The organism is Novosphingobium sp., assembly GCF_030699305.1.
In the GTDB taxonomy this organism is placed as follows: Bacteria; Pseudomonadota; Alphaproteobacteria; order Sphingomonadales; family Sphingomonadaceae; genus Novosphingobium.
This window is the reverse complement of record NZ_JAUYNB010000038.1, coordinates 151,192-174,640: the sequence shown is the minus strand read 5'-3', so window position 1 is coordinate 174,640 and position 23,449 is coordinate 151,192. Positions and strand designations below refer to the sequence as shown.

Here is a 23,449-nt window from a genome sequence, read left to right as displayed (position 1 = left end):
GCGGCCGCCCCGCCTGTTTGGCGTGGTGCGATCAAATCCGGATCTGCTGCAAGGCTATGCTGTATCAAATAAATGTCAACTACATTGCCATTTATCAAGTGGTAGGATTGCCAGACCGGCTGCGTGAGCGTGCAGAAATTGGCTATAACGTCTTATAAAACAGCATTTTGGCGCTCATCCTTGAAGGCGGTAGTCGTCAAATAACTTTACCACAGTGTTTGACAATCAACTGCAGCGCCCTCACCCGGCCCGGCAAATGCATTCAGCCGGATCGGCAGATGCTTGATCGCGGCGGGCATGAACGCCAGGCCGACCAGCGCACCAAACGCGGCGGGCGTTGAGCTTCAGAGCAGGTCGGCGGGGGTAGTCGGCTGCCCCATCGCGACCCGTCCAGCCAGCACCGCCGTGCGGTCCCAGTCAAACATCACGTGCCCGCGGATCACCTGCACATCGCGCAAGTGGCGCTGCAGCGGCGCATCGAGAAAGCTGGAACTGGCCCCGGCGGCAGCCGCCAGGATATCAATCGTGCGGTTGGCCAGTCGGACGATATCGGCCCCGGCGAGCCGGATCGCGACCGAGGTTTCAACCGGGGTCTGCGCGCCATTGGGCCCTTCGGCTTCCAGCTGGCGGATTGCATCGGCCCAGACCAGCCGCGCCGCGCGGGCGCTGGCCAGCGCTTCGCCCAGCCGCAAGTGCGTGGTGGGGTTATCGCCCTGTTTCGCGCCGCCGCTGAACGCCGCCAGCTTGGTCTTCATCCGCTCGGTAAAGGTTATGACCGCGCCTTCTGCGGCGCCCAGCGCCGGGGTGGCCGCCGCGAGTGCGAGCGCCGCGCGCAGCGGATAGCTCAGCGTCGAATCCGGGTGAAGCGCTTCGCCGGGGGAATGCCCCGCTGCCATCTGGCTGGCAGGCAGGGTCATGTGTTCGGGCACGAAGACATTGTCCGCCGTCACCACATTGCTGCCGGTGGCCGCCATCCCGGCGACTTTCCAGACGTCGACCACTTGCACCGCATCGCGCCGGACCGTGCAGAAGCGCGAGATCATTGTGCCCGCTTCAAGGCAATTGACGATCACCCAGTCGGAGTGGTTGACCCCGGTTGCCCATTCCCAGCGCCCGCTGATGCGGTAGCCGCCGTCAACCTTTTCGGCCTTGCCGGTCGGCGCGAGCGGCGCGGGGGCGAGCGGCATCGCGCCATCCTTGAACAGTTCAGCCTGCGCCTCGGCCCCGAACTTGGCGAGCATCCAGGCGTGGAGCGCCAGGAACGACAGCGTCCAGGCACCCGATGCGCAGCCCTGGCCCAGCCGTCGGACAACGTCCAGAAACTCGCCATAGGTCGCGCCCTGTCCGCCCGCCGTGACCGGGGCCAGCAGCCCGAAGAAGCCGGCCGCCGCCGCCTCATCCACCGTTTCCGGTTGCAGGGTGCGGGCCGCTTCGGCGGCCTGCGCGCGCAGCGCCAGCCGCGCGCTCATCGCGTCGGCCCAGCTGCTCCAGTCCTGTCCGGTGCGGGTTTGGTGTGCGGTCGTCAGCATCTGGTTCTCTCCACGCGGTGCCGGATGCTTTCGCCCGGTCGTCGTCGCCGGCCATCATCGCGAGATCGAAAATAATGTCAATAATGTTTACAAAATCCAATTCCTCCGGTGAGACGGGGATTTGTGGCTTGCCATAGCGGGCCGAAACGTAGGATTGCACGGTATGGCTGCCTCGCTGTTCATGCTCGATCTGGTCCGGACCTTCTATTGGTTCGATGAACAGTTGCGTTCCCGGCTGGAAGAGCGTGGCTGGGGTAAAGTGACGCGGTCGCAATCGCTGGTCCTGGCCAACCTGGCGAACGGTGAAACCCGCGCCGCCCGAATTGCCGAGAACCTTGGAATATCGCGCCAGGCGATGAGCCAGCTGCTGACGGAAATGGAAGAGCGCAAGCTGGTGGCACTGCATCCCGACCCGACGGATCGGCGCGCCCGGATCGTGGCTTTCGCGCCCGAGGCACAAGGGATCCGGGCCGACGCCCAGGCGATCCTGCGCGATCTGGAGGGTAGTGTGCGCGACGTTGTGGGTGAACAGAACCTGGTGAAAGTTACCGGGACGCTGCGCGCTTTCCTGGCCACGCTGAATTGACCGGTTACGGCCCGGCCATCGCTTGACGTAATCCGCCGAGTGGTGATGAAGGATGTCCGCTTCCCGCTGGCGCAGGCAACGTCGAGAACCTGCCAGCTTCGCCATTCGGCCGCCCTGGCCGAGTGGCAAAACCTTATGACCTGAGCGGCTGCGCGGGTCAGGGGCCGCTTGACCGGCAGAGAGCGTTTCGCATCGACTGATACCTCCCATCTGGCGCCAGAACTTGCGGCGGCAGGCAGAGGTGGCCATCTTCCTGTACGTCAATGGCTTCTACAAGGGACCTATATACGTGCGCGACCCAACCCTTTCAAAAAGTTTCCTGAGTTTCTAAGGGCTTGAAAAAGGATGGTTTCTCAGGCAGGTTTACCGTTTGACAACCGTAATCTGCGAGTCTCTTTGGCGATTCCATTCAAGGGAAATTGCCATGTCCAAGGTTGCTCTAATCCAAGCCGACTGCCTTCGCGCCATGGAAGCCATACCAGACCGCAGCGTCAACCTGATCCTCTGCGACCTGCCTTACGGCACGACCCAGAACAGTTGGGACAGCGTCATACCCCTCAATAAGCTCTGGCGCGCCTATGAGCGTATCCTAGCGCCACAGGGGGCAGTCGTCTTGACCGGTCAGGGACCGTTCACGGCGCGGCTGATAATCAGCAACGAGGACTGGTTCAAATACAAGCTGGTTTGGGAAAAGTCGAAGCCCACCAACTTCCTCAATGCCAAAAAACAGCCCCTGCGGAAGCATGAGGACATTTGCGTATTCTACCCCCGACAACCCAAATACCAGCCCCAGATGGGCGCGGGCGCTGCGTATGACAAAGGCGTGCGCAAGGACCAGCTAACCGGCTCTTACGGTGATTTCCGCCCAGCCCACATCAAGAGCGAGGGTGGTCGATACCCAACGGACGTAATCTATCACAAGACAGCCGAAAGCGAGGGAACCGTTTATCACGCTACACAGAAGCCCGTCGGCTTGGGGCAGTATTTGATACGCACCTACACAGAGGTTGGTGATGTTGTTCTCGACAACGCCTTTGGCTCTGGCAGCTTCTTAGTTGCCGCCGCGCTAGAAGGCCGCAACGCTATCGGGATAGAGTTGAACGAGGATGTGAAGCTGTTCCGCAACGGCGCGGTGGACCTGATCGACATCGCCCACACACGCCTTTCAGCCATCCCCGGCTGCGACATCACGGTCAGCCCGATCAGTCCCGCCCGTGAATATCGCAAGGCAATCGAGAGGGTTTTGGACAGGCAGCTTGTCTACTGAATCTCCATGCTGAAAGCGCCGCTAGCGTCGCGGGTCAGCACAAGGGGGCAGTTGGCAAAGTTGTTGTTCTGTAAGACCGCCTCCATCTGGGGAGGCCAATGCAGCCAAGTATTAGGAGCGTTGTGGCTGTCCTGGCGGGTGCCGTCATGCGTCGCCTTGAACAGCACCGTGCCTAGTTGGATGCCCTGCACAGACACGGTAAATGGCACATGCGCTTCCTCCACCGGCTTGTTGTTGAACTGACCAGCTTGCCACGTGCAGTTTGCAAAGAAGGTTTGCCTGAACCACGTTTGGAAACTTGCACTTGAGAGATTGCCGCTGGTTAGCCGCAGATAGGGCACAAGCCCGCCTGAAGTCTGCTGTTGCGCATCCGTGGTCGAAAGCTTCTTTTCCCAAGTCAGCACGTTCGGCATTCCCTTCCTGTTTGTCGGAGTTTCGATTCCCTCGGCCCCAAGGGCCTCTTGTCGGTCAGTCCCGATAAACCGTTCCAATGCCTCGGCATAGGGCATGTCTAGACCAAACGGGGGGTTGCGGGCTTCCTTCTCGCTCATGCGATCAATTCCTTATAGCGGAGCCTTCCCGCAGCCTGCCCCAAAAGCATATTCACGCGCTGACCTTCATCAGCATCGCGACGATTAAACCGCCATGTCATTTCTGCCAGATAGCGGCTCAGATGCTTGGGCGACAGGTAATGGTGGGTGCCGATGATCTGGCGCTTGAACAATGCCCAGACGCTTTCAATCCCGTTGGTGTGCAGGCAAAAGCTGCGGACATACTCGCCAGCCGAATGGTTGACCCGGTGGTGATAATAGTCACCGGCAAGGCCAACAAAGGCAGCGTGTTCATCGGTCATGATCGAAGCACCCGGTGCGACATTGGCGCGGATGGCTTCCTGCACAGTGCGGGCGCGAAGATTGGGGGTAATGTCAGCCCGCAACTCACCGCCGCGCTCTAGGATGCCAAGAACCGCAATCTTGCCAGCGCCACCCTGCTTACCTCCAGTGCGCTGCCAAGCGTGCTTGTTCTTCTCTTTCCCGCCGATGAAGGTTTCGTCGGTTTCGACAGCCCCCGACAGCTGACGGTTGAAGGACTTGGCCTGGGCAGCGTGACGAAGGCGATGCAGCATGAACCATGCAGTCTTTTGGGTCACACCAATGTCCTTGGCGAGTTGGGTGCTGGCGATGCCCTTTTTGTGTGACGTGATTAGCCAGATGGCGAGCATCCACTGGCGAAGGGGAATCTTGCTGTCCTCAAAGATCGTGCCGACCTTGATGGAGAACCGCTTGCGGCATTCACCGCACTTGTGCGTGCGGTTGTCACTGAAGTGATAGACGCGGTCCGATTGGCAATGCGGGCAAAACGCGCCATCCTTCCAGCGGATCGCAGTAAAGTGTTCCACCGCCGTTTGCTCGTCGGGGATCGCGTTCATCATCTGAAGCAAGGAATTGAAAGACTGGATCACCGTGCATCTCCGTAGCCGACGCACTGCATATAGGCGTTTATGTGACCCACGTCAATGGGTCACGCACATATATAGGTTCCTTCTACAACACCCGAAGTCGCCATTCATATCGAGGCGGCATCAGCCCGCTCGCGCTCGATGCCAGGGCGGCATAATGAGATTAGTTGAACGGCGCAAAACCGATATATGTCCATCAAATCATTATCTGCCGAAGCGCTCGACGATAGTTGGTGACAGGTTCAAAGTGTCGATCTGGTGAAATGTCTTGAGCAGGTTTGCCAGTCGAACAGGGTCGTTCGCAGCAAACACCAACCGCGCTTCTGGCTCGCGCACTGCGGCCAGCGCATAAAATGCGGAAATCCTTGCGGTTGCAATGTCGATCTGTTCAAATACTTCAGCCGCACGATCGAGCGCAGCTGCAAATTCGGAGTTATGCGCTGTCAGGTAAGCAGCGGTTGGCATTAACGAATGAAACAATACATCTTTACGATCGCTTGATATTGCAGTTTCAACGAATATATCAGGGTTGATAGCGGTTTCTGCGAAGAAATGCTTCGGATATCGCGCATCGAGCGCCGCATCGAATCGCGATCCAATCGCATAGCCGGGTTGCGCGGAGTGCTCAGCCGCAAGTTTCTCAAGGCTGTCGCATACCTCAACGGTGCATTCATCAGGCCCGCAACCATGCAAAAGAAGCTTGTCGATGTGCGGTAAGCGGGCAGCGCTGCGGTTGACCGAGGCTGTCATCGCTTCTGCGCTGTAGTCGCCAGTACCAAATCGCCCTGCCGGCTCAATTGGTCGCCATGCGGTAAGATCGCGCGGCGACGTCGGCGCGAACGTGCGCTTGGCCCGCCTCAGTGCAGTCTTGAGCCAGGGGTATCGGGGAGGCGCGATACCGACTTTGGCGATTATCTCGATCCGCGCTCCTTGCTTGCGCCGACCGACTGCCTCACCGACTACCTCTTCGGCGGTCCCAATACCGTATGTCGGCGCTACATCGAGCGCCAGGACGCCTGCGTCGAAAATTCGATCGAGCAGTGCGAGTGCATCCCGCTTACTGGCTCCGCCGGTTAGACGACCACATCCATAGACCAGCCGCGGCAACAGTTTCATTCGCCAGCATCCTTGTGAGCAACGGTTAGATGAGCGGCCAATCGCTGTCCCAAGGCGATAGCAGTCAACGTAGAATTTGCGAAGCTGCCGGTTGGAAATACCATCGCCCCTGCCAAGTAAAGATTTGAGCAACCAAAAACTTTGCAATCGCGGTCGACAACGCCGTCTTCGGGGGATTCGGCCATCCGGGCACCGCCCATGTAGTGTCCCGAATTGTAGAAATCGTCCAGAAACGCGGGGTCGTCTGCCGACGCAGGGGGGGAGATAACTACGTCTCCCAGCTTCAGATCGGAAAAGGCGGCTGCCAGGGCTTCGCAGAATCGGCTCGTCGTTTCCATTTCGCGTCCGCCGACATGCCAATGCACTCCGATTGGCGCAGTCTCAGGTGGGTGCGTCGGATCCAGGTACAAGTAGCTGTCAAACACCGGCATCTGCTCTATCTCGTACCCAATTCGCATGTTCGAGTTAACCAGGCCCGCGCGTCGGTCGATCAGGTAGCGCCAAGCGAACGGCACAATGGTACTCATGATGCCGACTGCATCGCGCACCGCCGTTATTGGCGATTTTTGCCCTCCAATTACGCGCCTCAAAAGTTGTTGAGCGTCTGCAACAACCTCTCGTATGGTCATAGGTGGAAGCACCATTGATGAGATGTTTGCGCTATGCAGCGGTCGTCGATCCGCAAACACAATTTTGACCTGGTATTTTCGTCCCCCCGCAAAAATCATATGAAAAAGCCGACCGAAAGCTTTGGGATCACTGATCTCAACGTGACCTGCTGTTCCGTTGAGATGATCCAGGTACCAGTGCCCGACATTGCGATTATCTCGGAATGGACAGTTTGGTGATATTGCTTGCGCGCGCAGAAGCTGGCGAACCGATTCCATGGTGCCGGCTGCCAGAACAACCGTTCGGGGTCGGATCGTGAGACTCCGACCAGCATCATTTCCAATATGCAGTGTTTCAAGATTACCGTTATCGGCAAATTCAAACCGCTGAACTTCAGCATCGGTGACCACAGTAATTAGCGGACTGTCTTCAAGTTCCTTCGCAAACAAGCGGGTAAAGTCCGGCTGCCGCAGCCAGATCGTCAGCATCGTTTGCAAGCCATGCCCCAGTTGGCCATTTTCACCGGTTGCCTGGTGGTAGACTGCGCTTCGGTCTCGGGCAGCGGCGTCGACTCCAAGCAAGTCGAACGCAACATCGATCCACGGTGAAACTTCGTCATAGCTTATAGGCCAAAGCCGCTTGCCGTTTTCGTCAACCGATTCGATATCACCAACGTCGAACGGGACGAGTTGGCCTCCCCAAAGCCGCGTCGTACCACCATATGCGCGCATTCGGCCTGTTTCCATTCGCGTAAACGTGCGCCCTGAAGTCGGGCCTCTGTTCGCCTTCTGAAAGTTGACCGGTGGATGCCGAGGGCCAGCTTCTAAAAGAATGACCCGCCTGCCTTGCCTTGCAATTGTTACTGCTAATGTAATTCCTAAAGCACCTGCACCAATTATTACGACATCGGCATTTTCCTCTCCCTCGTAGGCCCTGTCATTCAGGGAATAGATCGTCATTTGCAAATCTCCTGGCCAGCAGATTTCGTAGGTCACCATTACGACGTGCGCCAACGCGCTTATTATGACTTGCGATGGCAGTGTCAAAGGGATTGCACCGCTGGCGATGAAGCGGCGCCGCAGGCAGGATGAGGCGACGCCCCAGCCCCCAAACCCGTCAATCCATTCGGGTACTTTCACGCGTCGCCTGAGGTAATCCGCCTCTTGGTGAAGGTGCATGTCCGCTTCCCGCTATCCTTGCGAAGCGTAAACCCGCCTTGGCCACCACGGACCGTTACTGGATCAGGCGATCGTTGCCGCCCGGTATTGTGTCGGTCGTTTGTCCGGCCAGAAATCAGACGCCATCGCCCACGCAATCGGGGAGCATTTCGCAGCACATTAGTCCGCTCCCATCTAGGCCGCGACGCCGAGCGGCGATGATCAAATGACGGGGTTCTGGCAGATATGAAGCGGCTTCGAATGTCCGGAATGTCGGCGTCAGGCGACTTTCGCGAACTTGTGGACCCTGGCGCCTCCTTCACCCTGAGCGTCACGCCGCTCCATCGCCAGCGGTGCCATCATTTTGACACTGCCTTTAGTCAGTTGTGTTCTGACACCGCCCAAGCTTAAGGGCGGCCATCCCGCTGGGGAGGCCGCCCTCGGTGCTCCGTCGCCTGGGGTCGTTGCAGCCCCCGGCTCTGGCGGGTAGGTTCAGACTTGCTGGCCGCTCTGCATGGCGCTCATTTCAGCATGACCGGCGCGCACCGATTGGTACGCCTGACGGACCGCCGCCATGGTATCAGGTGACAAATCCTCGTCGGCCATGGCCGTTTCGAACTTGGCCTTGATGTGGTCTTCACCGCGCTCAACCTCGTCGATCACCGCGGTGTCGTCAGCACCCATGATCTTTGCCTTCAGGCCGAGGAACACGCGATGTGCGCCCGCCAGCACGGTGCCATCGTCTTCGGGATTGCCGCCCAGGCTGAGGACCTGCGCCTGCAGATCGCTGACGACCGAGCGGCGTTCTTGCGCACGGGCATTGAAGATGGCGCCGAAGCGGCTGTTTTCGATGTCGTCGGCGGCTTCCTGATACCCTTCCACGCTGTCGAGCGTGGTTGCGATCAGGCCGTTAACCGTGCGGATATCGTGGCTGGTGTCGATCATGGGAAGTGTATCCTCTGGGTTGTCTGATTTCTGGAAACCGCTGAATGCGCGGCCCGCGTGACGATTTGCGGCCACCGCTGTTGCGGGAAGCGGCCGTTTATTCCGGGTTGTTGTTCTTCACCCCAACCACCGGAACGGTCACTTCGACCTGTTTGGTTTCGACCTTGGGCACTTCGACGGTCTTGGTCGTCGTCCCGACGACGATTTCCTTCGATTGCATGTCGACAGTGGGGAGGCTGCCCTCTTCGGCGCTGACATCGACGGTCGGCATGGAGCCGCCCTTGATATCGGCGGTCCAGAAGCCCGTGAAGAACAGGATCCCGACCAGCGCGGCGATTGCCAGTACGATCAGGCCAAGCGTCATGCCAAAGCCGCTGCGTGACCGTTCGGCGTTCAAATTACCATCATCCATGTGAATGTCCTTTTCCGATGGGACCGTAACCGGCGCACAACCGGATTGTTCCGTCGCGGGCTTCAATGCTGCTGGTGAACGGGCGGCTTCGCCTGCCCCGGCGTTAACCCCGGTGGTGGTTGGCCATGCGCCTGGTGGGCAGCCTCCCCACTGCCGACATTGCAGATCTCAGCAAGGCGGCGCTGTTCGAACCGGGCAAGCGCACCGAAGTGTTCGCCCGCTTCTCAACGGTGGCTGGCGGTGCCGGTTCGGTCGACACCCCGCGCGATGTGCGCGGCTTTGCGGTCAAGTTCTACACCGACGAGGGCAACTGGGATCTGGTGGGCAACAACATCCCCGTGTTCTTCATCCAGGATGCGATGAAGTTCCCCGATCTGGTCCATGCCGTGAAGATGGAGGGCTTTGGCGTCCACACCTTCCAGCTGGTGAACGAGGCGGGCAAGAGCCATTTCGTCAAGTTCCACTGGAAGCCCAAACTTGGCATCCAGTCAACGATCTGGGACGAAGCGCTGAAGCTTCAGGCCGCCGACAACGACTATCACCGCCGCGACCTGTTCGAGGCGATCGACACGGGCAAATTCCCCGAATGGGAACTGGGCATCCAGGTGTTCGATCAGGCGCACAGCCATTGCTGGACAAGGCCGGTGTTGCGCCCGGTGACGGGGTGGGCGGGATCGATGGCGCGTTTGTCACGGCGGCGGCCCGGCGCTTCTATGGCCGCGAGCCGCAAGTTCGCACGCTAGCCTGATTATGACAGATCGCGGACGGGGCGGAGTGCCGCTTCGTCCGCGATTTTCCGGATTTGCTGCGCGATCCCTTCCGGTGACAGGACAAAATCGATGCAGCCGCTGTCGATGGCGCTTTGCGGCATGTCAGGTTGGGCGGCGGTATCCTGCTTCTGCGCGATCGTGATGCCGCCCACTTCCCTGATGCCGCACAGCGCAGCGGCCCCATCGCCGTCATAGCCCGACACGATCACTGCGATCAGTTGACCGTCCCAGTTCTCGGTCAGCGAGCGCAGGAAGACGGTGATGACATCGGGCCAGCCGCGCGGTTTCGAGATCGGCTTCAGCCGGAACTCGCCGTCCTGGACGTGCAGGTCGCGTTTTTCCGGGATGATGAACACGCAGTTCGGGCGCACATCCAGCCGATCGGTGATCAGCTCGACTGGCATCGGCGTGAAACGCGGCAGAATCTCGTGCAGCATTGTCGATACGGTTCGCAGGTGATTGACGATGACAATGGCGACGCCCAGATCGTCCGGCAGATTTTTGAGCAGCCGCGTATAGGCGTCCAGCCCGCCAGCCGATCCGCCGATACAGACGATGGGAAAATCTCTCGCCATAACTTACGCCACCTTTGCACAAGGACGTTACGCGGGCCGCAGCTGAGGCCCGGCTAAGGTCCGGGATCTGCCGCTGTCCGGGCGCACAGATTGCGGACTTCCTGTTGCAGTTGCCCGGAGGTGAAGGGCTTGGTCAGATAGGCTGCGGCCTGCAGCCGATCCGGCAACGACTGCCGCCCATATCCGCTCAGCAGCAACACCGGCACGCCGCGCGCCAGCAGCAGGTCTGCGACCGGGTAGGAATGACCGCCCCGGATGTTGATGTCGAGGATCGCGCAGCCGAGCGTGGCGTCGGCTGCCGCCGCCACTGCGTCGACCAGCTGGGCAACCGGACCGACGACTTCATGGCCAAGCTCTTCGATCGTGTACTCGATCTCCATCCCGACCAGGGGTTCATCTTCGACCACGAGAACGCGCAACTTCGGCAAGGTTTCGGTCATCACAGCTCGCTTTTTGCAGGATTGGTCGCGCGGACCCGGCCGATTTCCGGGGTGAGCGGCACTTTGATCCGGCACCGGACCCCCGACTCAAGGAACTCACGGTTCACGGTCGCCTTCAGCCCGCGCACCAGGCTGAGTTCGATCAGCCGGGTGCCAAAGCCGCGCCTGACCGGGGGGACAACGGGCGGTCCGGCGGTTTCCAGCCACAGGATCTCAAGCTCCTGCTCGGCGCTTGGCCCGGTGACGTGCCAGGTCACATCAAGGTGCCCCGCATCGGTTGAAAGCGCGCCGTACTTGGCCGAATTGGTCGCCAGTTCGTGGATCGCCAGGGCAATGCTCAGGTTGGCCCGCGAGGTCAGCACGACATCATCGCCCGATGTGGTCACGTTCGAACGCTGCGCAAACGGGCTGAGTTCGGTGGTCACCAGATCGCGCAGCGAGCCGTCGATCCCGCCGAAATCGGTCAGCAGGCTGTGCGCGCGGGAGATGGCCTGGATTCGCCCTTCGATCTCGGCCCGCGCCGTTTCCGGCGGGCCACCTGCGTTGAGCGTCTGGTTGACCACCGATGAGACCACCGCGAGGATATTTTTGACGCGGTGGTCGAGTTCAGCCAACAGCATGTCGTTGCGATCTTCGGCGACTTTTCGCATGGCAATGTCGCGGGCGACGGCGGATGCCCCGATAATCGTGCCCTGGGCGTCGCGCATCGGGGAAATCGTCAGCGACACAAAGATGGTCCGGTCACCCTTGGTCATCCGGCTGATATCGATATCGCTTACGGGCTTGCCTTCGCGCAGGCGGGCCAGATTTTTCGGCCATTCGTCGATCTGGGCCTCATCCAGCAAGGTGGACATCGGCTGGCCGATCATTTCGTCCGCCGTATAGCCATAGATCTTCTCTGCCCCGGCGTTCCAGCTGGTGATCGTCCCTTCCAGGTCGTGGCTGATGATCGCGTCCGCTGATGATGCAACGATTGCGGCAAGGTGGGCCTGATCGCGCTCAAGCTTCTTGCGTTCCGAAATATCGATCAGCGTAATGACCACGCCGTCGATGACATTGTTGAGGTCGCGGTATGGTTTGACCCGAACCAGATATGTCGCCGTTCCGTCCTGCGATTCCGCTTCGCGTTCCAGCGAACCCAGATTGCGCAGGACCTGATCGATGTCCCGGGTCAGCGCAGATCCCGCCAGTCGTGACGCGAAATCGCTGATCAGGCGGCCTTCATCGCCTTCGCGAACATTGAAAATATCAGTAATCGCCGGGGTAAACCGGCGGATATGCAAATTGTTGTCCAGGAACAGCGTGGCAATCGATGTGCTGTCGAACAGGTTGGCCAGATCGCTGTTGGACCGGACCAGACTGTCGGCCCGGTTGTTCAGCTCGGCGTTGACGGTTTGCAGCTCTTCGTTGATCGACTGCAACTCCTCCTTCGAAGTCTCCAGTTCCTCGACGGTCGAATGCAGTTCCTCGTTGACCGACTGGAACTCTTCGTTGGAGCTTTGCAGTTCCTCGTTCGCCGTTTCCAGTTCCTCGGTGACTATTTGCAGCTTCTCCCGCGCGGCGACCAGTTCGCTGTGAACCGGATCAACGGACGGCGCGTCCAGGCCGGATTCCCCCGGAGCACTCGGAACACTTGGAACACTGGCGGCGGCCACTTCCTGGAATACCAGCAGCATGCACCGTTGATCGCCAATCGGCTCGGCCATCGGTTCGGTGATCAGGTTGATGGTCTGGTTCTGGCCTGCGACCTCAAAGGTGACCGTTTCCCGGACCGATCGCTGCTCTTCCAGCACTTTGCGGATGAGGCTGCGGACGGTGGGCCGCAACTGGGCGTGCAGCATCCGGAACAGGTTGAGGCTGGCCCCGCCGCTGACCGGTTCCATGAACTTCGCCACCGGGCCAGAGAACCGCTGAATTTCGTGCTGGCTGTCAAACACGATATAGGCCGGGGTATATTGTGCCATCATCCGTGCGGCCAGGGCGTCGATATTCTCAGCTTCGACATTTCGGGGGGCGGCGGATGCGCCGTTGATCCGGCTGTTGGCCGGCGGGTGGGGGATTTCTGCGACGACGTCCAGCCGCCGGAAAATCCGGCAACGCTTGTCGAACGGCTTGAACAGGCGGGCACTCGTCGCGATCGTTTCCGACGGGCCGAGCCACAGGAAACCATTGGCCTTGATGCCGTAATGGAACGTTGAAATAACCCGCTTTTGCAGCGGCAGTTCAAAGTAGATCAGCAGATTACGGCATGACACCAGATCAAGTTTCGAGAACGGCGGATCCTTGACGAGGTCATGGGTGGAAAAAACGCACATTTCGCGGATGTGTTTGGCAACCCGGTAACGCGGTCCATCCTTGACGAAATGGCGCGTCAGCCGGTCGGCCGTAATATCCGCCTCGATCGCATCGGTGTAGAGGCCGCCGCGGGCGACGGTGACGGCCCGGTCATCGATATCGGTGGCAAAGATCGTGACCTGCCGGGTGGATTCGGCCCGCGCCAATGCTTCCTTGAACACGATGGCCAGCGAATAGGCTTCCTCGCCCGTTGCACAGCCCGCCACCCACAGCCGGATCGGCTCGTCCGGGCCGCCCCTGGCGACCAGTTCCGGCACCACAGTCTCGGCCAGTGTTTCGAACATCGCCGGATCGCGGAAAAACCGGGTTACCCCGATCAGGATCTCGCGGAACAGCAGATCGGGTTCGTTCGGCAGCTTGCGCAGCTGGGCGATGTATTCGTTGGGGTCTTCGATATGGAGCACCTGCATCCGCCGGCGCACGCGGCGCATCAGCGTGCTGGATTTGTACTGGCCAAAATCGCGCCCCAGCCGGCTGTTCAGCACGGCGCAGATCGTCGCCAGATAGCTGGCCTGGTCATTGCCGGACGATTGCGCGAGGCCCAGGGCTGCCCGCCGGTATTTGAAGTCGCGATATTCCAGCAAGCGGGCCGGCATCTCGTGCGGCTGGAGGACATAGTCGACAAACCCGCCGACCGCCGCACTTTGCGGCATACCGAACTTGGCGCGGTGATCGAACGCGGCTTCGCTGAGCGTCAGGCCGCCAGCTTCCTTGATCGCCTCGATCCCGATCGTGCCGTCGCTGCCGAACCCGGACAGGATGATCCCGACAGCGTTTTCGCCCTGATCTTCGGCCAATGAGACCAGAAATGTGTCGATCGACGAGCGCCGGGCCGTGGGCGATTCCGGTGCGGCGACCCGCAGCACGCCGCGCTCGATCTTCAGGATCGCATTTTGCGGGATCACCGCGACGGTGTTCGGGGTGGCCACGGTTCCGTCAACGGCTTTGGTAACCGGCATGCCTGTGCATTCGCCGATGATTTCAGCCAGTGCGCTGTCGTAATTCGGGTCCAGATGCTGGATCAGGACGAATGCCATGCCGCTGTCCGTCGGCATGGCCGCAAAAAACGACCGGAAGGCGTCAAGCCCGCCCGCCGAGGCGCCAATGCCTACGATCAGGTGGTCTCCATGCGTGGGGTCGCCGTCGATCGCCTTGTCGGCTGGTATGGCGCTGCCCGCTGCCCCTTGCAGCGAGGCCGCTGCAAGAGGGGCCGGTAAAGGGTATCGTTTTTTCGCCATGACACTCAGTCGGCTTGTCTGACTGCGGATGCAATGCTCTTCGTCAATACCGGCCGGACACGGCAGCGTCAGCGTGCATTCATGCGCGGACACGTTTAGGGCAGGCATGGAACCACCGTGTGCGAGGCGACGCGGTGCGATCATCACCTTTCACGCTCAAATCTGGAACATCGATGAATTCTGCCTCCGACAAGCTCAGGCCGCTCCTGTGGGAGCCCAGGAACCTGGTCCGTGCCATTGAAGCCGCCGGTGTCGCGTTATGGTCGTGGAACGTCGACACCGACGATCTGGCGATGGATGACAACGCCTACGACCTGTGGGGGATCAAGCGGGGGATCGACGTTACGTTCGAAGATCTTTCCGCCCACATCCACCCGGCCGACCGGGGCAGGGTTCTGGCGGCGTTCACGGCAACGCGGGCGGTAATCGGCGCGTATGAGATCGACTTTCGCATCATGATCGGCGACGAACTGCGATGGGTTTCCGCACGCGGCCAGGGTGACGATGTGGGGATGGTCAAACGGATCATGTTCGGCATCTTCATCGACGTCACGGGCCGCAAGCAGGCCGAGGAAGGCCGCGAACTGCTGGCTGGCGAGATGAGCCACCGGGTCAAGAACCTGCTCGCCATTGCCTGCGGACTGACCGCGATCACCTCGCGCTCCACGACGACTGTCCGCGACATGGCGAGCGAGCTGACGCTCAGGCTGACAGCGCTGGGCCGCGCGCATGATCTCGTGCGCCCGGTCCCGGGGCAGACGGCGGCTCCTTCGGCGCTGCTGGGCGATTTGCTGACGGTGCTGCTGGCGCCGTATGACGATCTGGGTGCGTTCAGCGGGCGGATCAGCGTGTCGGTGCCCCGGATGAGCGTGGGTGAAGCAACGGCGACGATCATCGCGCTGGTGGTGCATGAACTGGCCACCAACTCATTGAAGCACGGCGCCTTGTCGATCGACACCGGCATTCTTGATATTTCCTGCTCGGCGCAGGACGAAGCGGTCACGATTGTCTGGGCGGAAAGCGGCGGGCCGAAAGTCGGTGCGCCCACCGCGCCCGGCGGTTACGGCAGAAAACTGGTCGAACGCAGCGTCATCGAACAACTGGGCGGTTCAATTGCTTATGATTGGGCCGAGAGCGGGTTGGTAGTCACGTTGAAGCTCGATCCGGAACAGCTCGCCGCCTGAGCTGTCTGCGCGCGTCCCATTGTCCCTGCGGATGTTGTTCGGGCGCGGCATCGCCATTTGTCACGCTGTCCCACGATAGCGTTTGGCCCTGCCCCCCAATTACCTTTGACAAGACTTGCGCTGCGGCTAGGGGCTGTTGCCAGTGCCCGCGTGCCAGCCTGTCGTTTCAAGGTTTCATATAACCCCATGCGCTCCCCTTATCTCATCGTCTCTTTACTCCAGGGGTTTTACTGGTTCGACTCAGGGTTGCAGAGCTACCTTGGGGCGCGAAACCTTCCGACTCTGACCCATTCACAATCGATGGTGATGATCAATCTGACCACCGGCACCACCCGCCCGGCGGACGTTGCGCGAAATCTCGGCATAAGCCGGCAGGCAGTGCACGTTACGCTGCTACAGCTGCAAAAGCTTGGCCTGGTCGACTTCCGCGACGACCCGACTGACAAGCGTTCGAAAATCGTCGTCCTGACAGAGCGGGGCGAACCCATGCGCCGGCACGCGCAGGCCGCCGTTACAGCGATGACCGAACGCCTTGCCGATCGGATCGGTGCCACCCAGGTCGCCAACCTGTTGGCCGCATTCAGCATCGATTGGGGCGACGAAGTGGATTTCGAAGCCGACGCATGAGGTCCGTGGCCTGTCCCGATGGGCGGGTTGAAGACTGCTGCTATTTGGCCCTGGCAAAGGCAGCGTGTTCAGCCGCGATGGTCCGGCTCGCCATATACAACGCACCTGCGGTCAGCACCATGATCGGCACCATCGTTGCAATCATGGCCAGTCGCAGGCTGTCGTCGCCCTGGGTTTCCACCAGAATGTCGCTGATCGCGCCGACCAGCAGCGGACCCAGCCCGATCCCGATCAGGTTGAGCACCAGCAGCAGCAACGCCGATGCCGTGCTGCGGGCCTCTGGCGGTGCCAGATTCTGCACCACCGTCAGCGCCGGTGGGACCGGGAAGTTGAGCAGCGCCATCGGGATCGCGCTCCACACCAGCACCATCTGCCAGCTGTCCGACATCAGCGCCAAGCCAGTCAGCGGCGCGCAGATCAGCGTGGCGATCGCCGGGACCACGGCATAGGCCCGGGTTGAGCGGCCAACCAGGCGGGCGATGATCCCGCCGCTGGCAAACAGTCCGACCATCAGCGAAACGCCAACGACCGGGCCGTAGTATAGCGCCACTTCCTGCGGACTGGCGTCATAGCCGCGCATCAGCAGGGCCGGCATCCAGGTTATCAGGGCGTTGGCAGAAATCGCGAACAGTCCGCTCGCCAGCGCCATCCAGCGCAGCGTGGGCGAGGCAATGAACAGCTTGACTACTGCCATGAACGGCATCGCCGCGCCGCGCGGGCGGGCTTCAAAGTTGCCGCGCGGCGGCTCTGGCGCCAGCCAGTACAGCAGCGGGGCGAGCACCAGCCCGGCCCCCCCGGCAATATAGAATGCCATCCGCCAGTCATAAGCGCTGGCGATCAGCCCGCCGCCGATCACGCCCAGCATCAGCCCTACCGGTGTGGCGCTGGTGAACAGCGACACCGCCAGCACGCGCCGCTCGGGCGGGAAATAGTCGCTCATGACCGACAGCGACGGAGCAATCCCGCCCGCTTCGCCAAAGGCCACTCCGATCCGCGCGATCGCGAGCAGCGCGAATGAGGTCGCAAATCCGGTCAGCAGGGTAAAGAAACTCCACAGGAAGCACGCCACGGCGATAATCCGGATGCGGTTGGCGCGGTCTGCCAGCATGGCCACCGGCAAGGTGATGCAGCTGTAGAATACTGCAAACAACGTGCCGGTAAGCAGGCCGACTTGCGTGTCGGACAGCAGCATCTCGGCCTTGATCGGTTCGATCAGCACCGCCAGGATCTGCCGGTCGAGGAAATTCATGATATAAGCCAGCGTCAGCAGGATCACCCCGGTCCAGCGCCCGTGTACGGCCATCCCGCTGCCGAGCGCCGCCTCGGCCGGTGCAGTCTTGATCCCTGCACATGTCACCACGCCATATTCTCCCGTTAGTGGCGCTTTGCGCCTGCACTCTGTGACTGGATCAGGTTGCCATCATGGTCCGGTCGATGCGGGGCCAGACCCCATCATCGGCCTTGTCGACCAGCCCTTCGAACGACGTCAGTTCAAGCCGTGCGGACAGCGCGATCGGCGGGGTCAAGGCATCCTCGCCTTCGCCCGCTGCCTGCGCGGCCCGCAGCATCATGGTTCGAAACGTGACGATGGCCTTGTCGCTCGATCCCAGCCGGTCCTCGCTGCGGTCGGCGATCCGGCCCATCGATTCCCACATTGCCATGTCCTGCACGGGAATACCGTAGATCCCGGTGAAGTCCCCGGCGCGCATTGCGGCGCGGTCCTGCAGGTATCCGTTGGCGGCGTTGCGAACCTTGCGATAGGTCACGGCTGCCACGTCCTTGCCCACTTCCGCCCCGCAGAATCGCCGCCAGTCATCCTGCGCGATCCCCTTGGCCGGATCGGTGTGCCACGCGATCCAGTAGAACATCGTGTTCTCGTCATCGGTCGGCACCAGCATCTGGCTCAGCCGGTAGCGGTCGGTCGGCGGGATGTGAACGGTGAACGGCGCCTGGAACACGGTGACGCGGATGTAATCGCGCAAGTCCGGATCGTGGATCGGGGTACGGATCGCGGCATAGCGAAAGCCGAAATCGAGCTTCTGGACGTCCAGCCGCGGCGATTTGTCCGCTGATGGCCGCAACCACGCCGTACTGGTCGCGGTTGAACTGGCGACGGTTTCGGCCGACGGCATGTTGGTTGAATGAAGGCTTGAACTGTGGGCCGAATCAATCGATCCTTCAAGCACTTGCGCCCAGTTGCAATCGGCATGGACCTTGACCACGCTGATGTTGCCTGCCGCCGCCTGCGCCCAGATCGGCGGATCGAATGGCGTCACGTTGTCCGGATCACCCATCCACACCCACACGAAGCCGCCACTCTCCACCACCGGAAACGCCCGCGCCGCAATCTTTTCGGACAAGGGCGTGCCGACCGGTTCGGACGGCATTTCGGTAATCGCGCCGGTCACGTCGAACTTCCAGCCGTGGTAGAGGCAGCGCAGCCCGCACTCCTCGTTCCGGCCATAGACGAGCGAGGCGCGGCGGTGCGGACACAGTTCGTCCAGCACGCCGACCCGCCCCTGCGTATCGCGAAACACCACCAGGTTTTCCCCCAGCAGCCGGGCTTTGCGGGGCGCCCCGTCCGGCTCCGCCACGTCCTCGCTCATGCAGGCGGGAAGCCAGTAGCGGCGCATCAATGAGCCCATCGGCACACTGCCTTCTACCCGGCATAGCGTATCATTGTGCTGCGGCGTCATGCGTCCCACGGCCCTTCCTGAACCACCCAATTTTCCCGACCTTACAAAGCCGAGTTGAAATTGCTTCTATATCTAAGTAATAGCATGATCAAGGCACATTGCTGCGGCAAGGCCGAAGGAATCGACCAGGCCTGATCTGGCAGGTATCGCAGCGGCGAGGAGCTGATTGGGGTTGAGCATGACAGTTGGCGGAAACATCAATCTGGGGGTGATCGGCCTGGGCCGGGGGCTGGTGCTGGCCCTGCCCGCCCTGGCCGCGCATCCTGAAATCAGGCTGGTGGCCGCCGCCGATCCGCGCGATCCGGCAAGGGCGCGGTTTGCCGCAGAGTTCGGTGCGCGCACTTATGCCGATTGGCAGGACTTGCTGGCCGATCCGGCCATCGACGCGGTCTATATCGCCGCGCCGCATCAGTTCCACGCCGCGCAGGCGATCGCAGCGGCGCAGGCGGGCAAGCACGTGCTGGTCGAAAAGCCGATGGCGATCAGCCTGGACGATTGCCGCGCGATGGCGCGCGCCGCCGCGCTGGCCGGAACCGTGCTGATAACCGGGCCGAGCCACAGTTTCGACACACCGGTCCGCCACGCCGCCGCGCGGATCGCCGAAGGCGCACTGGGCGCACCGCGCCTGATCACCGCGCTCAACTATACCGATTTCCTCTATCGCCCGCGCCGTCCTGAAGAACTCGACCCCGCGCAAGGCGGCGGGGTGATGCTGAGCCAGGCCGCCCACCAAATCGACGTTGTCCGGCTGCTGGCTGGCAGTGCGCTGCGCAGCGTGCGCGCCGTGACCGGCGATTGGGATGCCGCGCGGCCCAGCGAAGGGGCCTATGCCGCACTGCTGGACTTTGCGAACGGCTGTGCCGCAACGCTGACCTACAGCGGCTATGCCCGGTTCGACAGCGATGAACTGCAAGGGTGGACCGGCGAATTCGGGCAGCCCAAGGATGCCGCAGCGCACGGCAACGCCCGCCGCCGGATTGCCGCATTGGCTCCCGCTGACGAAGCCGCGGCCAAGCTTTCGCGGGCATATGGCGGCGCGGACTCCAGCACGCCTCCGCCGCCAATCGCCAACGAACAGTTCGGGCTGGTACTGGTCAGTTGCGAACGCGCCGACCTGCGGATCGTCCCCGATGGCGTCTGGACTTACAGCGACAGCGCGCGCAGTTTCACCGCCCTGCCGCCGCCACCTGCCGCGCAGTACAACGCCGTGGCGGCATTTGCCGATGCCTGTCTGGGCCGTGGTCTGCCGCCGCAAGCCGGGGCGTGGGGCATCGACACGGTCAAAGCCTGCCTCGCACTTGCCCGGTCGGGCCGTGAGCGGCGCGAAATCACGATCGAGCCGGAGGGCCAGGCCGCATGAGTAAACTACCGCTGACCTTGGCCTGCTGGAACTATGACCGCACCGCCGCGCTGACCGACGGGCGCGTTTCGCCCGAAGGGATCGACCTCAACACCATTGTGCTGGATGTCGAGGAAACGTTCTTCCGGATGTTGCGCCACCGCGAATTCGACGCGGCGGAAATGTCGCTGTCGTCCTATTGCGTCGGACTGGGCCGGGGCGGAACGGACTTCGTGGCGCTGCCGGTGTTTCCGTCACGGTTCTTCCGCCATTCGTGCATTTTCGTATCGGCGCAATCCGGCATCACCACCCCCGCCGATCTGGTTGGCAAGCGGATCGGGGTGCCCGAATACCAGATGACCGCCCCGGTCTGGATTCGCGGCATCCTGCAGGACGAATTCGGGATCGAGCCGGCCTCGGTCCACTATTTCAGCGGAGGGGAGGAGACCCCGGGCCGCGCGGAAAAGCTGAAGCTGAACCTGCCGGAACGGTTCCGGCTCAGCCCGATCGGCCCCGGCCAGACGCTGGCGCGGATGCTGGCCGATGGCGAAATCGACGCGCTCTATACTGCCCGTGCGCCCAGCACGTTCTATTCCGAGCCGGGCGCCGTCCGGCGGCTGTTCCCGGATTTCGTGGCGGAAGAGCAACGCTATTTCGGCAAGACCGGGATTTTCCCGATCATGCACGTGATCGCGCTGCGCCGCGATATCTATGACCGTAACCGCTGGATCGCCCGTTCGCTGTTAAAGGCCTTCGCCCAGGCGAAAGCGTTGGCACAGGCCGAACTGCGCAGCTCGGCCTCGCTCAAGACAATGCTGCCATGGCAGATCGCCATGCTGGAGCAGACCACCACGACAATGGGCGAGGACTGGTGGCCTTACGGCGTGGATGCCAACCGGGCGGTGCTGGAAACCTTCACGCGCTACCACCACGAACAGGGCCTCTCGCCACGTCAGCTTGCGATTGACGAGCTTTTTGCGCCCGAGACATTTGCCGAATACGTGATCTGAACCAGCACCGGACCGGAGAGCCCACTTCATGAGTTCCGTCGAATTGATCGAAGTTGGCCCGCGTGACGGGCTTCAGAACGACAGCGTCATCCTGCCGACCGAAACCAAAGTAGAACTGATCCGCAAACTGATCGCGGGCGGAGCGCGGCGGCTGGAAATCGCCAGCTTCGTCAATCCGCGCCGCGTGCCGCAGATGGCCGATGCCGAGGCTGTGATCGCGGGGCTGGGCGTTTGCGATGCGGTGCGAATCGGATTGGTGCTCAACCAGCGCGGAGCCGAGCGCGCCATCGCCAGCGGGATCGACGAACTGGGCGCGGTGTGCGTGGCCAGCGACAGCTTCGGCATCCGCAACCAGGGCCAGGACAGCGCAGCCACGGTCGATACCGCGCTGGCGATCCTGCGCCTGGCCGCCGCCGCCGGACGGCGTGCGCAGGTGACCATCGCAGTGGCATTCGGCTGCCCGTTTGAAGGCGAAGTGTCTGCTGACCGGGTGATCGACATCGCCCGCAGTCTGGCCGCAGGCAACCCGCGCGAGATTGCCCTGGCTGACACCATCGGCGTGGCGGTTCCGGCGCACGTCAGCCAGCTGGTCACGGCGGTGCGCCAGGCCGTCGCACCGATCCCGGTCCGGGCGCACTTCCACGACACGCGCGGCACCGGCATCGCCAACGTTTGGGCGGCAGTCGAAGCGGGCGCGACAATGATCGACAGTTCCATTGGCGGGCTGGGCGGCTGCCCGTTTGCACCGGGCGCGGCAGGCAATGTCGCGACCGAGGATGTACACTACCTGCTCAGCCGGTCCGGGATCGCCACCGGCCGCGCTGCCGCCGACCTTGCCGCCACCTCGGCATGGCTGTCCGGCCACCTGGGCAAGCCGATGCCGACCCGCGTCGGCGATGCCCCCGATTTTCCGCCATCCGTTGAAAAGGTTTCAGACCATGACTGCTGAAGGCGCGCTCGCCGGTTTGCGCGTAATCGAACTGGGGCAACTGATTGCCGGGCCATTCTGCGGCCAGCTGCTGGGCGATATGGGGGCTGATGTCATCAAGGTCGAACCGCCCGGCACCGGCGATCCGATGCGGCAATGGGGGCGCGGGGCCAACAAGCTGTGGTGGGAAGTGATCGGCCGCAACAAGCGCTCGGTCACCGCCAACTTGCGCATCCCCGCCGGGCAGGAACTGGTCCGCGAACTGGTCCGCGATGCCGACGTGCTGATCGAGAACTTCAAGCCCGGCACGCTGGAAAAGTGGGGGCTGTCACCCGACAAGCTGCTGGCAATCAATCCGCGGCTGATCATCGCCCGGATTTCAGGCTATGGCCAGACCGGCCCCTATTCGGGCCGCGCCGGGTTCGGCGGGATTGGCGAGGCGATGGGCGGCTGGCGCTATATCGTCGGTGAACCCGATCGCCCGCCCGCGCGGATGGGCGTGTCGATTGGCGACACCCTGACCGCGACTTATGCCTGCATGGGCATTCTGGCTGCGCTTCAGGCCCGCACCCGCACGGGCAAAGGGCAGGTGATCGATGCCGCGCTGTATGAATCGGTGCTGCAGGTCATGGAAAGCCTCGTGTCGGAAGCGGACATTTCGGGCGAGGTGCGCGAACGGTCCGGCTCGATCCTGCCGGGCATCGCCCCGTCCAATGTCTATCCGTGCAGCGACGGCGACCTGATGATCGGCGCGAACAAGGATGAACTGTTCGCCCGGCTCGCCCAGGTCATGGGGCAGCCCGAACTGGCCAGCGATCCGCGCTATGCCACCCATGTCGCCCGCGGCGAGCACCAGGCCCAACTGGACGACCTGATCGCGGACTGGACGCGCGGGTTCGGCGTGGCCGAACTCGAAGCGCTGATGGTCGCCGCCAGTGTCCCCGCCGGCCGGGTCTATCGCGCGCCCGACTTGCTGAACGATCCGCACATCGACGCGCGAGCGGCGATCGTGGCGGTCGAAACCGGGCGTTGGGGGCCGGTGAAGATGCAGAACTGCTTCCCGTTGCTGTCCGGCACCCCCAGCCGCATCCGCAAGGCCGCGCCGGTCATCCCCGGCGAGGATAACGCGGCGGTCTATGCCGAATTGCTGGGGATGGACCCCGCGCAGCTGGCCAGTCTGAAGGAAGCGGGCGCGATCTGAGCGTCC

The 23,449-nt window shown here is 62.0% G+C and carries 20 protein-coding genes and 1 pseudogene; 9 read left to right on the top strand and 12 right to left on the bottom strand.

Annotation, left to right across the window (positions count from 1 at the left end):
- Nucleotides 1-344: 344 nt before the first annotated feature.
- Nucleotides 345-1,529: an acyl-CoA dehydrogenase family protein gene (locus Q8Q53_RS15480; RefSeq protein ID WP_305702684.1), complete on the bottom strand. Its 1,185-nt coding sequence runs from the start codon at nt 1,527-1,529 to the stop codon at nt 345-347.
- 163 nt (nt 1,530-1,692) lie between these two features.
- Here Q8Q53_RS15480 and Q8Q53_RS15475 point away from each other — a divergent pair, with 163 nt between their 5' ends.
- A complete protein-coding gene (locus tag Q8Q53_RS15475; RefSeq protein WP_305702683.1) occupies nt 1,693-2,115 on the top strand; it encodes a MarR family winged helix-turn-helix transcriptional regulator in 423 nt (140 codons plus the stop codon).
- 424 nt (nt 2,116-2,539) lie between these two features.
- Nucleotides 2,540-3,382 carry a site-specific DNA-methyltransferase gene (locus tag Q8Q53_RS15470; protein WP_305702682.1) on the top strand — a complete coding sequence of 281 codons (843 nt, stop codon included), beginning with the start codon at nt 2,540-2,542 and terminating at the stop codon, nt 3,380-3,382.
- Here the strand turns inward: Q8Q53_RS15470 and Q8Q53_RS15465 are convergent.
- The 6 genes from Q8Q53_RS15465 to Q8Q53_RS15440 all read right to left on the bottom strand — a co-directional run bounded on the left by Q8Q53_RS15465 (nt 3,376) and on the right by Q8Q53_RS15440 (nt 9,080).
- A complete protein-coding gene (locus tag Q8Q53_RS15465; protein ID WP_305702681.1) occupies nt 3,376-3,933 on the bottom strand; it encodes a hypothetical protein in 558 nt (185 codons plus the stop codon). The two genes, Q8Q53_RS15470 and Q8Q53_RS15465, sit on opposite strands and share 7 nt — an antisense overlap.
- Nucleotides 3,930-4,844: an IS1595 family transposase gene (locus Q8Q53_RS15460; protein ID WP_305702680.1), complete on the bottom strand. Its 915-nt coding sequence runs from the start codon at nt 4,842-4,844 to the stop codon at nt 3,930-3,932. Before Q8Q53_RS15460 ends, Q8Q53_RS15465 begins: the two co-directional genes overlap by 4 nt.
- Nucleotides 4,845-5,045: 201 nt before the next feature.
- Nucleotides 5,046-5,957, bottom strand: a complete 912-nt coding sequence (locus Q8Q53_RS15455; protein ID WP_305702679.1) for an aldo/keto reductase — start codon at nt 5,955-5,957, stop codon at nt 5,046-5,048.
- A complete protein-coding gene (locus Q8Q53_RS15450) occupies nt 5,954-7,705 on the bottom strand; it encodes a GMC oxidoreductase (RefSeq protein WP_305702678.1) in 1,752 nt (583 codons plus the stop codon). The genes Q8Q53_RS15455 and Q8Q53_RS15450 overlap by 4 nt, the downstream gene beginning before the upstream one ends.
- A 510-nt stretch (nt 7,706-8,215) precedes the next feature.
- Nucleotides 8,216-8,668 (bottom strand): PA2169 family four-helix-bundle protein, encoded by a 453-nt coding sequence (locus Q8Q53_RS15445; protein WP_305702677.1) that lies wholly within the window; start codon nt 8,666-8,668, stop codon nt 8,216-8,218.
- Between the two features lie 97 nt (nt 8,669-8,765).
- Nucleotides 8,766-9,080, bottom strand: a complete 315-nt coding sequence (locus Q8Q53_RS15440) for a hypothetical protein (RefSeq protein WP_305702676.1) — start codon at nt 9,078-9,080, stop codon at nt 8,766-8,768.
- 149 nt (nt 9,081-9,229) lie between these two features.
- On the opposite strand from Q8Q53_RS15440, the pseudogene Q8Q53_RS15435 reads away from it, so the two are divergent.
- Nucleotides 9,230-9,730, top strand: a pseudogene (locus Q8Q53_RS15435) (catalase); the annotation flags it as partial.
- A 98-nt stretch (nt 9,731-9,828) separates the two neighbouring features.
- On the opposite strand, the gene Q8Q53_RS15430 reads toward Q8Q53_RS15435, so the two are convergent.
- Genes Q8Q53_RS15430 through Q8Q53_RS15420 form a run of 3 tightly spaced genes read right to left on the bottom strand, consistent with a single transcriptional unit; the run spans nt 9,829 to nt 14,458 of the window.
- Nucleotides 9,829-10,425 carry a chemotaxis protein CheB gene (locus tag Q8Q53_RS15430; RefSeq protein WP_305702675.1) on the bottom strand — a complete coding sequence of 199 codons (597 nt, stop codon included), beginning with the start codon at nt 10,423-10,425 and terminating at the stop codon, nt 9,829-9,831.
- A 53-nt stretch (nt 10,426-10,478) separates the two neighbouring features.
- The gene (locus Q8Q53_RS15425) at nt 10,479-10,865 is read right to left on the bottom strand and encodes a response regulator (RefSeq protein WP_305702674.1); all 387 of its coding nucleotides are present in this window, start codon (nt 10,863-10,865) and stop codon (nt 10,479-10,481) included.
- The gene (locus Q8Q53_RS15420; RefSeq protein ID WP_305702673.1) at nt 10,865-14,458 is read right to left on the bottom strand and encodes a CheR family methyltransferase; all 3,594 of its coding nucleotides are present in this window, start codon (nt 14,456-14,458) and stop codon (nt 10,865-10,867) included. The genes Q8Q53_RS15425 and Q8Q53_RS15420 overlap by 1 nt, the downstream gene beginning before the upstream one ends.
- 173 nt (nt 14,459-14,631) lie before the next feature.
- Here Q8Q53_RS15420 and Q8Q53_RS15415 point away from each other — a divergent pair, with 173 nt between their 5' ends.
- Together Q8Q53_RS15415 and Q8Q53_RS15410 are read left to right on the top strand one after the other, a co-directional pair.
- Nucleotides 14,632-15,642, top strand: coding sequence for a sensor histidine kinase (locus tag Q8Q53_RS15415; protein WP_305702672.1), 1,011 nt, complete (start codon nt 14,632-14,634; stop codon nt 15,640-15,642).
- Between the two features lie 186 nt (nt 15,643-15,828).
- A complete protein-coding gene (locus Q8Q53_RS15410; RefSeq protein ID WP_305702671.1) occupies nt 15,829-16,269 on the top strand; it encodes a MarR family winged helix-turn-helix transcriptional regulator in 441 nt (146 codons plus the stop codon).
- A 40-nt stretch (nt 16,270-16,309) separates the two neighbouring features.
- Here Q8Q53_RS15410 and Q8Q53_RS15405 read toward each other — a convergent pair whose 3' ends face one another.
- Both Q8Q53_RS15405 and Q8Q53_RS15400 read right to left on the bottom strand, forming a co-directional pair.
- Nucleotides 16,310-17,629, bottom strand: a complete 1,320-nt coding sequence (locus tag Q8Q53_RS15405) for an MFS transporter (RefSeq protein ID WP_305702670.1) — start codon at nt 17,627-17,629, stop codon at nt 16,310-16,312.
- Nucleotides 17,630-17,678: 49 nt separating this feature from the next.
- Complete coding sequence (locus Q8Q53_RS15400; RefSeq protein ID WP_305702669.1) at nt 17,679-18,914, bottom strand: Rieske 2Fe-2S domain-containing protein; 1,236 nt, start codon at nt 18,912-18,914, stop codon at nt 17,679-17,681.
- Between the two features lie 229 nt (nt 18,915-19,143).
- Here Q8Q53_RS15400 and Q8Q53_RS15395 point away from each other — a divergent pair, with 229 nt between their 5' ends.
- Genes Q8Q53_RS15395 through Q8Q53_RS15380 form a run of 4 tightly spaced genes read left to right on the top strand, consistent with a single transcriptional unit; the run spans nt 19,144 to nt 23,443 of the window.
- Nucleotides 19,144-20,325 (top strand): Gfo/Idh/MocA family protein, encoded by a 1,182-nt coding sequence (locus tag Q8Q53_RS15395; RefSeq protein WP_305702668.1) that lies wholly within the window; start codon nt 19,144-19,146, stop codon nt 20,323-20,325.
- Complete coding sequence (locus Q8Q53_RS15390; protein ID WP_305702667.1) at nt 20,322-21,314, top strand: ABC transporter substrate-binding protein; 993 nt, start codon at nt 20,322-20,324, stop codon at nt 21,312-21,314. Before Q8Q53_RS15395 ends, Q8Q53_RS15390 begins: the two co-directional genes overlap by 4 nt.
- A gap of 28 nt (nt 21,315-21,342) precedes the next feature.
- Entirely contained in the window at nt 21,343-22,263 is a 921-nt protein-coding gene (locus tag Q8Q53_RS15385) for a hydroxymethylglutaryl-CoA lyase (protein WP_305702666.1), read from the top strand.
- Nucleotides 22,253-23,443, top strand: coding sequence for a CaiB/BaiF CoA-transferase family protein (locus Q8Q53_RS15380; RefSeq protein ID WP_305702665.1), 1,191 nt, complete (start codon nt 22,253-22,255; stop codon nt 23,441-23,443). The genes Q8Q53_RS15385 and Q8Q53_RS15380 overlap by 11 nt, the downstream gene beginning before the upstream one ends.
- Nucleotides 23,444-23,449: the final 6 nt, after the last annotated feature.